Source organism: Vibrio sp. NC2, assembly GCF_025195005.1.
Classification (GTDB): Bacteria; Pseudomonadota; Gammaproteobacteria; order Enterobacterales; family Vibrionaceae; genus Vibrio; species Vibrio splendidus.
Map to the genome: position 1 here is coordinate 252,523 of NZ_JANVFC010000006.1, position 11,655 is coordinate 264,177.

Annotated in this window: 10 protein-coding genes, 1 tRNA gene and 1 riboswitch; of the genes, 2 read left to right on the forward strand and 9 right to left on the reverse strand. The window is 43.3% G+C overall.

Annotated features, from left to right (window positions below; genetic code table 11):
- Positions 1–54 precede the first annotated feature (54 nt).
- The 6 genes from NX845_RS11190 to moaA all read right to left on the reverse strand — a co-directional run bounded on the left by NX845_RS11190 (position 55) and on the right by moaA (position 5,418).
- Positions 55–1,686, reverse strand: coding sequence for an ABC transporter substrate-binding protein (locus NX845_RS11190; RefSeq protein ID WP_017093479.1), 1,632 nt, complete (start codon positions 1,684–1,686; stop codon positions 55–57).
- A 663-nt stretch (positions 1,687–2,349) separates the two neighbouring features.
- On the reverse strand, positions 2,350–2,823 hold the full coding sequence (moaE, locus tag NX845_RS11195) for a molybdopterin synthase catalytic subunit MoaE (RefSeq protein ID WP_017088565.1): 474 nt from the start codon (positions 2,821–2,823) through the stop codon (positions 2,350–2,352).
- Positions 2,824–2,825: 2 nt separating this feature from the next.
- On the reverse strand, positions 2,826–3,071 hold the full coding sequence (gene moaD / locus NX845_RS11200) for a molybdopterin synthase sulfur carrier subunit (RefSeq protein WP_004734025.1): 246 nt from the start codon (positions 3,069–3,071) through the stop codon (positions 2,826–2,828).
- Positions 3,068–3,547, reverse strand: coding sequence for a cyclic pyranopterin monophosphate synthase MoaC (moaC, locus tag NX845_RS11205; protein WP_004734026.1), 480 nt, complete (start codon positions 3,545–3,547; stop codon positions 3,068–3,070). The genes moaD and moaC overlap by 4 nt, the downstream gene beginning before the upstream one ends.
- A gap of 12 nt (positions 3,548–3,559) precedes the next feature.
- Positions 3,560–4,072 (reverse strand): molybdenum cofactor biosynthesis protein B, encoded by a 513-nt coding sequence (gene moaB / locus NX845_RS11210; RefSeq protein ID WP_017084034.1) that lies wholly within the window; start codon positions 4,070–4,072, stop codon positions 3,560–3,562.
- 356 nt (positions 4,073–4,428) lie between these two features.
- A complete protein-coding gene (moaA, locus tag NX845_RS11215) occupies positions 4,429–5,418 on the reverse strand; it encodes a GTP 3',8-cyclase MoaA (RefSeq protein WP_102481762.1) in 990 nt (329 codons plus the stop codon).
- A riboswitch (molybdenum cofactor riboswitch) is annotated at positions 5,407–5,559 on the reverse strand. It overlaps the preceding gene by 12 nt.
- Before the next feature lie 194 nt (positions 5,560–5,753).
- Between moaA and NX845_RS11220 the strand changes: the two genes are divergently transcribed.
- On the forward strand, positions 5,754–6,641 hold the full coding sequence (locus tag NX845_RS11220) for a YvcK family protein (RefSeq protein ID WP_017063463.1): 888 nt from the start codon (positions 5,754–5,756) through the stop codon (positions 6,639–6,641).
- 91 nt (positions 6,642–6,732) lie between these two features.
- On the opposite strand, the gene luxU is transcribed toward NX845_RS11220, so the two are convergent.
- From luxU to uvrB, 3 genes are all read right to left on the reverse strand, one after another.
- Positions 6,733–7,077 (reverse strand): quorum-sensing phosphorelay protein LuxU, encoded by a 345-nt coding sequence (luxU, locus tag NX845_RS11225; protein WP_004734030.1) that lies wholly within the window; start codon positions 7,075–7,077, stop codon positions 6,733–6,735.
- Positions 7,078–7,101: 24 nt separating this feature from the next.
- Positions 7,102–8,490, reverse strand: coding sequence for a quorum-sensing sigma-54 dependent transcriptional regulator LuxO (gene luxO / locus NX845_RS11230; RefSeq protein WP_004734031.1), 1,389 nt, complete (start codon positions 8,488–8,490; stop codon positions 7,102–7,104).
- Between the two features lie 302 nt (positions 8,491–8,792).
- Entirely contained in the window at positions 8,793–10,823 is a 2,031-nt protein-coding gene (uvrB, locus tag NX845_RS11235) for an excinuclease ABC subunit UvrB (RefSeq protein WP_017063461.1), read from the reverse strand.
- 509 nt (positions 10,824–11,332) lie between these two features.
- Between uvrB and NX845_RS11240 the strand changes: the two genes are divergently transcribed.
- Positions 11,333–11,408 (forward strand) — tRNA-Asn (locus tag NX845_RS11240).
- Positions 11,409–11,655 lie beyond the last annotated feature (247 nt).

The window sequence follows — 11,655 nt, forward strand, 5'->3', positions numbered from 1 at the left end:
ATGTAGTGTCTGTATCGTTATAGTTATATTAACTTTTTAGAATCTAAGCTCTTATTATTGAGCTTTGATGTATAAGTCTTTCGAGAAGATCTTATCTTCCGCGTTGTTAGTAGGGAAGCCACCAACGTGCGGATTTAGTAGACGTGATTTCACGTATTGGTAGATAGGTGCGATAGGCATGTCTTTAGCCATTAACGCCTCAGCTTCTAGGTAAAGTGCTTCACGCTCTTCTGCTGATGTAGAGTTAAGTGCTTTATCAATGATTTGGTCGTACTCAGCGCTATCGTAGTGAACACCACCGGTAGTGTTGTTACTCTTCATTAGCGTTAGGAATGACGACGCTTCGTTGTAGTCACCACACCAACCAGCACGTGCTACTTCGAAATCACCTGAATCTTTAGAAGATAGGTAAGTTTTCCACTCTTGGTTTTCAAGCGTTACTTTAAGACCCAGTGTTTTCTTCCACATAGAACCTAGCGCTACAGCAATCTTCTTGTGGTTTTCAGACGTGTTGTAAAGTAGGTTGAAGTTTAGTGGGTTGTCTTTGCCGTAACCCGCTTCTTCAAGAAGGCGTGCAGCTTCTTCATTACGTTCTTTTTGAGACATCTTGCCGTAAGCAGGAAGTTCAGGGTTAAAGCCAGCTGTGATTTCAGGCGTTAGGAAGTAAGCTGGTTTTTGACCTTGTGCTAGGATTGCGTCACTTACGATATTACGGTCAATTGCGTAAGAGATTGCTTTACGTACACGAACATCATCAAATGGTGCTTTCTTAGTGTTAAAGATGTAGTAGTAAGTACATAGGTTACCCGCTACAGATACATCTTCCGCATACTCTTTCTTAAGGCGCTTGAAGTGCTCAGTTGGAAGTTCATTTGTAAAGTCGATTTCACCAGATAGGAAACGGTTCATTTCCGCAACTTGGTTTTCGATTGGTAGGAATGTTACTTTGTTAAGAACAGTTTTATCATTGTTCCAGTATTGATCGTTACGCTTTAGTACTAGGCGTTCATTAACAACCCATTTATCGACAGAAAACGCGCCGTTACCTACAAAGTTACCCGGCTTAGTCCATTGGTCACCGAATTTTTCAACAGTCGCCTGATGTACTGGCTTCATTGTTGTGTGGCCCATCATCATTACGAAATATGGTACCGCTGTATCTAGTTCAACAACAAGCGTGTTTGCATCTACAGCTTTAACACCTAGCTCACTCTTGTCTTTCTTACCCGCTACGATGTCTTTCGCGTTCACCATCTTGGTATATTCCATGTACCAAGCATATGGAGAAGCAGTGGCAGGATCGACTGCACGTTGCCAGCTGTAAACGAAATCTTCAGCTGTTACAGGATCGCCGTTAGACCATTTTGCATCTTTACGTAGGTGGAAAGTGAATGTTTTGTTGTCCGTCGTTTCCCAGCTTTCGGCTACACCTGGGATTGTATTACCTTCGCCATCTTGGTTCACTAGACCTTCTAGAAGATCACGAATTACGTGAGATTCTGGTACACCTTGAGATTTGTGTGGGTCGATAGTCGCAACTTCAGTACCGTTACCGCGAACAAGTTCCTGAACTTTTGCTAGTTCTGTGCCTGCTGGAACTTCAGCAGCGATAGAAAGAGTAGAAGTGGCAGCCACTGCCAAACCAGCACCTAGAAGAAGGGCCTGAGTGATTTTATTCTTGTACATTTAATAAACTCCAAGTTTTACGTATTGCATCCATGACTTCTTTGCTAAGTTCACTGAACGGCAGTGATTTAGATTTATTTAGCTCAAAATTTAAGCATAAAAATCTAAAACCTTACAAAGATTGAGGCACACACTATCAACCATTGAAGTAATTTGCCATAAACAAGTCGCAAAAAATCGGATAATTCTCCGAATTACTCAAGGTCACAGTGTAAATCTCTAATAAAAACCTAATGAATAGTTAATTACACATAGGAATTAATTAAAAAACAGCCTTTAGTGTTGATGTATCTGAATTGATACTTTTATTTAGCATCTTATGCTAGAACACTGTCGGCAAATTAACATTAATGCCACATGAAATCTAATTGCACATCACATATCCCCTAAATAGACTGCACTATTTGTGAGGATTATCACTTTATACAAAACAGCATAAAGCACTGCACCAAAACAGATTTGGAAATGCACCAAGACAGACTAAATCACGCGTTGAATTCATATGCAACTTGACTGCTTAACCATTTATTAAAGAACCTTTTATTTATAAATCACTTTGTAGCACGCACAAAAAAACCGACGTCAAACGTCGGCTTTCTTACTATCTACGTCCCAACCTGAAATACACTTTCACGTTAAGAGCGAAACACGCTAGGGAGTGGATTATTTCTCCCAACGCTCCGCTGCTTTCGCGTCGGAGTCTCGAGAGTCAACCCAACGAGTCGCCTCAGTAGTACGTTCTTTTTTCCAAAACGGCGCTTTGGTTTTCAGAAAATCCATAACAAACTCACACGCTTCGAAGGCAGCGCCACGATGTGCACTGGATACACCAACGTAAACAATCTGGTCACCGATATCTAGGTCACCAACGCGGTGAATCACTCGCATCTTCTGAATAGGCCAGCGCGCTTCAGCTTGATCACAGATCTCGCTCAACGACTTCTCTGTCATACCCGGATAATGCTCCAGAGACAAACCAATCACGTTGTCGCCAAGGTTCATGTCGCGAACTTTACCAACAAACGTCACAACCGCTCCTGCAGCCGTACCTTGAGCTAGATAATCGTATTCGCCACCCACAGAAAAGTCTTCAGCAGTCACTAATACTCTTGGATCAATAACTCGAGAGTCATTCATGGCTAACCTCCAGTAACAGGTGGGAAGAAAGCCACTTCGTCGCCGTCTTTCACTTCAGTCGTCAAAGGTACGATTGATTGGTTGAGTGCTGCCAGCAGCTTGCCCTCTTCCAATGCGATATCCCATTTCCCTTCTTGTGTTACAAGGTGGCTGCGAATCGCTTCAATAGTATTGTATTGCGCATCGATCTCTAGGCTGTCAACACCGACAAGTTCACGAGTTTGAGCAAAGAAAAGTACCGTAATCATGATTCCACCTTGAAGTGACCTGATTTACCACCCGTCTTCTCTAACAGGCGTACGTTCTCGATAACAATGTCTTTCTGAACAGCTTTACACATATCGTAAATCGTTAGCGCGGCAACAGAAGCGGCCGTTAGCGCTTCCATTTCTACGCCTGTCTTACCTGCAAGCTTACATACCGATTCGATACGAACCTTGTTTTCAGATTCAATGGCTTCAAGTTGTACTTCTACTTTAGTCAGTAGCAAAGGGTGACACAGTGGAATCAAGTCCCACGTCTTCTTCGCTGCTTGGATACCAGCAATACGTGCCGTTGCGAAAACATCACCTTTATGGTGGCTGCCAGAAACAATCAGCTCTAGCGTCTCTGCTGACATTTGAACAAAAGCTTCTGCTCTTGCCTCACGTACTGTCTCTGCTTTAGCCGATACATCGACCATGTTCGCTTCGCCAGACGCGTTAATGTGTGTAAATTGGCTCATGCTCAATCCACCTTATACAGAAAGATGTGGCATGAAATTGCAAGGACGGTGACTCGCATCCATCTGTTGCTTGATGATCTTAGTCCAACCTGTACGGCACGCACCTGTAGAACCTGGCATCGCAAAGATAACCGTGTGGTTAGCAAAACCCGCAATCGCACGAGATTGAATCGTCGATGTACCAATCTCTTCGTAAGACACTTGGCGGAAAAGCTCACCAAAGCCTTCTACTTCTTTGTCGAATAGTGGTTTAAGTGCTTCAGGTGTACTGTCACGAGATGTAAAACCCGTACCGCCAGTGATCATAATCGCTTGAACGCTTTCGTCAGCAATCCACTGAGATACGATCGCACGGATCTTGTACATATCATCGATAACGATTTGCTTATCAACCACGTTGTGGCCTGCTTCTTTAGCATGCTCAGCTAGGTAACCACCTGACGTGTCATTTTCTTCTGTACGAGTATCTGAAACGGTTAGTACTGCGATGTTTGCTGCTTGAAATTTGCTTTCTGCGTGACCCATTTGTTCACCTTTATAAATTTTTCAATTATGAGGGCGTGTTGACCTTTCGTGATTAAATTTTGTTCGAGATAAAAGCGTTTTAATCGCGGCGAGGGGGAAGTAGCCTAGTCATTCTAAGCAAATCTCCCTCAACAAAGAGTAAAACGCTTTTAGCCGAACCCTTCGGGCAGCGTTTGCTGGTCATTTCTACTACGTTATCGGCTTCTCATGTAGGCTAGCTACACATCAAAGCCTCTGCCTTATATAAATACCCAGCAACTCGCTGCAAAAATCAGCTCGAAAGAGCAACACGCCCTAGACTGATTCGCCCAGCTTAAAGAAGCTGAGCGATAAAATGCTTTAGAGTATATAGCGGGTTAACCGCCGATTGACGCCAAGTTTGGAGTCATGCCACTGTTGCCATCGTGTAAGAAGTGGCTAACGGACTTGGTTTGAAGCTGAGCCTGAATTCGATCAATGAGCGCTTGCTCTTGTTGATCTTCTTGAATCAGATCTCTCAGTTCAACACCATGGTCGCCAAACAGACATAAGTGAAGTTTACCGGTCGCAGAAACACGCAGTCGGTTACAACTCTCACAGAAGTCTTTCTCGTAAGGCATGATCAAACCAATTTCACCCTTGTAGTCTGGGTGGACAAACACTTGTGCTGGGCCATCGTTAACAGCTTTGACTTTTAACAGCCAACCATTAGCAATAAGCTGGTTGCGGATCGCAACGCCAGACACATGGTGTTTATCGAACAACTCGTCCATCTCGCCGGTTTTCATCAGCTCGATAAAACGTAATTGAATAGGTTTGTCTTTGATCCAATTAAGGAAGGCTGGTAATTCCTGACTATTGAGGTCTTTCATCAATACGACGTTGACTTTAACTTGTTCAAAGCCAACCTCAAACGCTTTATCAATGCCTCGCATAACCTCAGTAAACTTATTCTCACCAGTGATCTGATGGAACATGCGCGAATCTAAACTATCCACGCTCACGTTTATATGGGTTAAACCAGCATCACGCCATTGCCCTACTTGTTTCTCCATGCGGTAGCCATTCGTTGTGGTGGCTACTTTTTCGATGCCTGGAGTAGAAGCAACGGTATGTATGATTTCAGGAAAGTCTTTACGCAGGCTCGGCTCTCCGCCTGTAATGCGGATCTTTGAGGTACCACAATCTGCAAACGCTTTTACAACGCGTTTGATCTCGGGAACACTTAAAAAAGACGAGTTTTTTTGCCCTGACGGTTTGTAACCATCCGGCAAGCAGTAAGTACATTTAAAGTTACAGACGTCTGTAACCGACAAGCGCAAGTAATAAAACTTGCGATGGAATCTATCTTCGAATTGTTGCGCCACGGAACACCTTTCCAAACACGGGAGGCATAATCATTTCCAATTAAGCCCTTGTGACAACATGTCACTGGCTCTTGATGCGTATCGGTACAGCAAATACCACTGTGCGACTTAGCATGCGAGAGCTCGGAGTTATGGCAACCGCACGTTATATTCACACGCGCAGTAGCTGAGTAATAAAATACTTAATATTTGTACGTGAATCTAGCTCTGATGACAAAAAACGGGTCACATCGGCAAAAAAAACGTATCAAACCCTCAAAATAACTCTTGTTGAGTATCTGACGAGAAGCATTTAACCTAAATTATAGTTGGTAATAATCTAACAAGAACAAAAAATGAATATTTACTCTTCAAAGAAAGTCGTAGCAATCGGTGGGGGCCATGGCTTAGGTCGCATGCTGGCTGCATTAAAAGACTTTGGTAACAACGCAACTGGCATTGTTGCAACGACAGATAATGGTGGTTCCACCGGAAGAATTCGAGACTGCCAAGGTGGTATTGCTTGGGGAGATACGCGCAACTGTATCAACCAATTAATCACAGAACCTTCAATCAGTTCGATGATGTTCGAATACCGCTTTCGCGGCCAAGGTGAACTCGATGGTCACAACTTAGGTAACCTAATGCTAACGGCACTAGACAACCTTTCCGTTCGCCCATTGGAAGCAATTAACCTAATTCGAAATATGCTCAAGGTCGATGTCAATATCGTCCCAATGACCGAGCACCCTTCCGATCTCACGGCTTTATCAATGGACGGTCGTTGGGTAACTGGCGAAACCAACGTTGATGACATGACAGAAAAGCTGCGCATGATGGACTTATCTCCAGAAGTACCGGCAACCAAAGAAGCTGTTGCTGCAGTTGAGCAAGCAGACTGCATTGTCCTTGGACCAGGAAGCTTTTTAACCAGTGTGATGCCCCCGCTGCTACTGCCAGAAATTGGCAAAGCAATCGCGGAAAATACCAAGGCAAAAGTTATCTTCGTTGAAAACCTTTCGCCAGAACACGGCCCTGCAGGAAAAATGACGCTTCAAGAACAATTGGAGTGGTGTGAACGTACCTGTAAGGCAAGAAAAATAGACATTGTACTGGGCAATGAACCACACCCTGAATTAGAAGGGCAATGGAATTGTGTGACCACTGATCTTGCCTCTCCTAACCGAGATTGGCGACACGACCGTTTAAAACTCCAACAAGCGATTAGGGATCAACTAGCTTAATGCTTGTAGCTTAGGCTAAACGACAGAGACCAGTAAAAACAAAAAAAGGAGCATCATGCTCCTTTTTTAGTCTCTTTAATAACTAGCCGCTTTAGAGATCCGTCATCAACTGCTGATATTCAGTGTACGTTGATAACAGGAGCTCTTGCATATCTTGGAAATCAATATCGGTTACAGGCAATGCTTGCTTCACTTTTGCGTCTAAGCTAATCGCAAAACTACACAAAGAGTCTGCGCCAAAACTCGCAGCGCTACTCTTAAGTGCATGGCTTATATCAGCCAAGTACTTAGATGTATCCGATGCTTTATTTATCTCTAGATGTTCGTAGTAGCCTTTCAACTCACCTAAGAAGATTTCCAGCAAAACTGGTACATTCTCTTGCCCTATTTCACCGGCGAGCTCATCAACTTTTTGCTGATTTAATACTTTCGTCATTATGATTTTCTTATTGTTTGGTGATTACTGCTTCGCATTCCACGTTTGCAACTTACGATATATCGTCGATGGACTGACGTCTAAGAAACCGGCCGCGCGGGGAATGTTGCCGTCACACGCTTTTATGGCCTGTTCGATAGCCGTCTTCTCAGTGATCCACAATGGGAAAATATCTTTTACCGTGATGTCTTCGTTCTGCTTCTCTTTCAAGCGCAGGCTGTTTTCAATCGGTTGGTTCAATGGTGGTGGAAGCATGTTGAGAGTAATCTCTTTGCCGTTATTCAATACCACCACGTTTCGCAACACGTTTTGTAGCTGACGAACGTTACCCGGCCACTCATATTGATTAAAGCGATCAAGTACTTCCTGAGCAAAACGTACAAACGCCTTCCCCTCCTCGACCGACATATAGCCTAGCAGAGAATACGCAATCTCGATGACATCTTCACCACGCTCGCGCAATGGCGGCAAGTGCAGTGGAATCACGTATAAACGATAGTATAAATCTTCTCTAAAGCGACCTTCTTGTACTTCTTTCCAAGGGTCACGGTTGGTTGCACATACGAAACGAACATCGACACTCTTCATCTTCGAAGAGCCAACTTTTTGAAAAGTACCGGTTTGGATAAAGCGCAGCAGCTTAGTTTGCAGCTCTAAGTCCATTTCGCACAATTCATCAAGAAATAGTGTTCCGCCATCAGCGAGTTCAGCGGCACCTTGACGATCAGTTGCAGCACCGGTAAAGGCGCCTTTAACGTGACCAAACAGCTCACTTTCAATCAGATCTTTAGGGATAGCCGCACAGTTAATTGCGATGAAAGGCTTGTCACCACGCTTGCTCGCCGCATGAATAGCTTCTGCACATACCTCTTTACCCGTACCACTTTCACCCGTGATGAAAATACTGGCTTTACTCGATGCTGCAGAGTCGATAGTTCGGTAAACCTGCTGCATGGTTTGGCTACTACCAATGAAGCCTTGGTAATTTTGGTTTCCCGGGTGTTCCGAGCTGTTTTTAAGTTTGGTGGCTTTGCGGATCGCATTGTTCACCGTAATACGGAGTCGGTCGGCTTCACACGGTTTGATAAGGAAATCTTGAGAGCCATGACGCATAGCTTCTACGGCGGTATCGATAGAGCCGTGAGCCGTCATGAAGATAACCGGAACTTCAGGGTATTTTTGTTTTACAGCAAATAGCACGTCCATACCCGTCATGTCAGGCAGACGTAGATCTAATAAAATAAGGTCTGGGATTCGATGATTCAAACTCTCGATTGCATCGCGGCCAGTGCCGACAATGTTGATATCAATTTCGAGCGGTGTAAGATACGAGCGATATAAAGCTGCTACCGAAGCGGTATCCTCTACCATCAACAAATACTTCGATTTGTTATCTAGCGTTTTTGATTGCATATCCTAGCCATTTATAATTTGCATTTCTTATTATAGTCGCATTCCGCTTTGCATTATGCAAATTAGCCACAATATTTGTAGTGTGTTTTTTTACTTACTTCAAACAATCAATGTTTTATCTATCTGGCACGAACGATGCAACGGTATAAATGACCTTCGGGTCACCTAGCCAACTGACGTTGTTAGTGGACCGAGTGTTCACAAACGTAAGCCAGTAGAACATTTACTACTGGCTGTTTTTTTGCCTGAAACACTCTCAATTCTTGTATTGAGGGGAACAATTCTTCGAATGAAAAGTGAGATTAGCTGTTGGTAATAAACTGCTTTCTTAGCTGCTCAATTTCATCACGCTTCTGTGCGGCCAATTCAAATTCTAGGTTCTGAGCATGCTGATACATCGCAGTTTCTAGCTTGCTGATCTCTTTATCAAGCTGTTGCGGTGTAAGTACTGCATAACTTTCAGAAGGCTCTGCAACCTTAGATAGAGGAACTTGCTTCGATTGGCGCTGCTGCTTCGACTTGGTTAGATCACCCAACTCCATAATATCTTTGATATTACGTTTAAGCGCTTGTGGCGTGATACCTTGCTCTTCGTTGTAAGCTTGTTGTTTTTCTCTACGACGATCAGTCTCATCAATCGCTTTTCTCATCGACTTGGTGATTGAATCACCATACAAAATTGCTCGACCTTCCAAGTTACGAGCTGCACGACCAATGGTTTGGATCAGAGAACGCTCAGAACGCAAAAAACCCTCTTTATCTGCATCAAGAATAGCCACCAGCGACACTTCAGGCATATCCAAACCTTCACGAAGTAAGTTAATACCTACTAACACATCGAACTCGCCCAAACGTAGGTCTCGAATAATCTCTACACGCTCAACGGTATCGATATCTGAGTGCAAGTAACGAACCTTAACACCATGCTCACTAAGGTATTCGGTTAAGTCTTCTGCCATTCGCTTAGTTAGCGTCGTGACAAGCACACGCTCTTCCTTAACAGAACGTATTCTTATCTCAGACAGTAAGTCATCAACTTGAGTAGCGACAGGCCTTACTTCAATAATCGGGTCAAGTAAGCCAGTAGGACGCACCACTTGATCAGCAATCTCACCATCTGATTTCTCAATCTCATAATTACCCGGCGTGGCCGACACAAAAATGGTTTGTGGCGCGATCGATTCGAACTCTTCAAATTTCATCGGACGGTTATCCAACGCAGAAGGCAACCTAAAGCCAAACTCAACCAAAGTCTCTTTACGAGAGCGGTCACCTTTATACATGGCGCCAATTTGCGGCACAGTTACGTGTGACTCATCGATGATCAGCAAACCATCATCAGGCAGGTAATCAAATAACGTTGGAGGCGCTTCCCCTTCCGCACGGCCGCTCAAGTATCGTGAATAGTTTTCGATACCGGAACAGAAACCCAGCTCAGTCATCATCTCGATATCAAACTGAGTTCTTTGAGAAATACGCTGTTCTTCTAACAGTTTGTTGTTGTCTTTTAAATATTGAGCCCTATCGCGCAACTCATCCTTAATCTTCTCAATCGCCTCAAGGATCTTCTCTCTTGGGGTGACATAGTGAGTTTTTGGATAAACGGTAAAACGCGGTAAGTCTCTTTGTTTCACCGCACCAGTCAGAGGATCAAAAATACTAATGCAGTCCACTTCGTCATCGAACATTTCAATTCGAACCGCATCTTGGTCAGATTCAGCGGGAAAGATATCAATAACTTCACCACGAACACGGAACTGCCCACGCTCAAACGCGACATCGTTTCTTGAATATTGCAGCTCAGCCAAGCGGCGTAGAATGTCTCGCTGATCCATCACCTCACCACGACTCAAATGAAGCATCATCTTCAAATAAGACTTAGGATCACCAAGACCGTAGATAGCCGATACAGACGCAACAATAATGGCATCTTTTCTTTCTAACAAAGCTTTGGTCGCTGAAAGTCTCATTTGCTCAATATGAGCATTTATCGACGCATCTTTCTCGATAAAGGTATCCGTGGTTGGAACGTAGGCTTCCGGTTGGTAATAATCGTAGTAAGAAACAAAGTACTCAACGGAGTTATTCGGAAAGAAAGATTTCATCTCGCCATAAAGTTGAGCTGCCAACGTTTTGTTAGGCGCTAACAAGATTGCTGGTCTTTGAGATTGAGAAATGACGTTGGCAAGAGTAAAGGTTTTACCAGAGCCCGTTACCCCTAATAGAGTTTGATGTGCCAAACCAGAATCTAATCCATCTAGTAATCTGGTTATCGCTGTCGGCTGGTCACCGGACGGGCTATAGTCCGATACCAAGTCAAAGAGTTTACTCATAGGTCGCCATTTCCATACTGTTTTTATAATCAGGTCATTGTCACTCTAGGAGGAGTGTAGTTGCAACTATTATCTAGAGAAATGCTTCTTAAGATTAGATATCAGTGATAGCTTTTACTTTTAGAACTTGGTATTATCCGTGCCCTTGCAAGATCTCTTCAGCTAAATCACTCAATTTTTAATCCACTACTTTTCCCCAAAAAATCTAAAAATAGCACTTGTTTTACTGTATATTTTATAATCGTCAAAAGTTATACAATAGTGATATTTTGATACAAATCTTTTAAATACATTACCTTACCTCAAATTTTTATATTCCCAGATTTATCCCAATTATTGTTGTTAAAGTTTCACACACACACTTATCCACAATTTTGGTGGATAACTAAAGAAAGGCTAAATCCGGTAAGGCGTCCAAGAAAGTAAAGTTTTTTATATTATTTTTTTCTGCTATTTTTTATTGACAGAAATTCGGACTATTATTAGAATTCGCGTCGCTAACAAGCAATTCCCCTTTAGTTCAGTTGGTAGAACGGCGGACTGTTAATCCGTATGTCGCAAGTTCAAGTCTTGCAAGGGGAGCCAAATTCAGAAAAAAGCTCAATCGAAAGATTGGGCTTTTTTCGTATATAACTGCGACTAACTTGTTCCAAGTTAATGTCACAAACCTAGCCGCCCGCGTTCAAGTCTCGACAAGGGGGCCAAATTTAAAGAAGCCGCATCATGAACTGACCCCCAATAGTTGGACACCAATTATTGGGGGTCTTTTTATGTCCAAATATAGCCGAGAGCTAAAATGTATCATTGCTAAGCAATACTTAGATGGCACGTC

What these genes read in the sequence shown, in the direction of transcription:
- moaE (WP_017088565.1), bottom strand. Translation starts at nt 2,823, where the DNA reads ATGAATGACTCTCGAGTTATTGATCCAAGAGTATTAGTGACTGCTGAA.
- luxU (WP_004734030.1), bottom strand. Translation starts at nt 7,077, where the DNA reads ATGACGAAAGTATTAAATCAGCAAAAAGTTGATGAGCTCGCCGGTGAA.
- moaC (WP_004734026.1), bottom strand. Translation starts at nt 3,547, where the DNA reads ATGAGCCAATTTACACACATTAACGCGTCTGGCGAAGCGAACATGGTC.
- NX845_RS11220 (WP_017063463.1), top strand. Translation starts at nt 5,754, where the DNA reads ATGAATATTTACTCTTCAAAGAAAGTCGTAGCAATCGGTGGGGGCCAT.
- uvrB (WP_017063461.1), bottom strand. Translation starts at nt 10,823, where the DNA reads ATGAGTAAACTCTTTGACTTGGTATCGGACTATAGCCCGTCCGGTGAC.
- NX845_RS11190 (WP_017093479.1), bottom strand. Translation starts at nt 1,686, where the DNA reads ATGTACAAGAATAAAATCACTCAGGCCCTTCTTCTAGGTGCTGGTTTG.
- luxO (WP_004734031.1), bottom strand. Translation starts at nt 8,490, where the DNA reads ATGCAATCAAAAACGCTAGATAACAAATCGAAGTATTTGTTGATGGTA.
- moaB (WP_017084034.1), bottom strand. Translation starts at nt 4,072, where the DNA reads ATGGGTCACGCAGAAAGCAAATTTCAAGCAGCAAACATCGCAGTACTA.
- moaD (WP_004734025.1), bottom strand. Translation starts at nt 3,071, where the DNA reads ATGATTACGGTACTTTTCTTTGCTCAAACTCGTGAACTTGTCGGTGTT.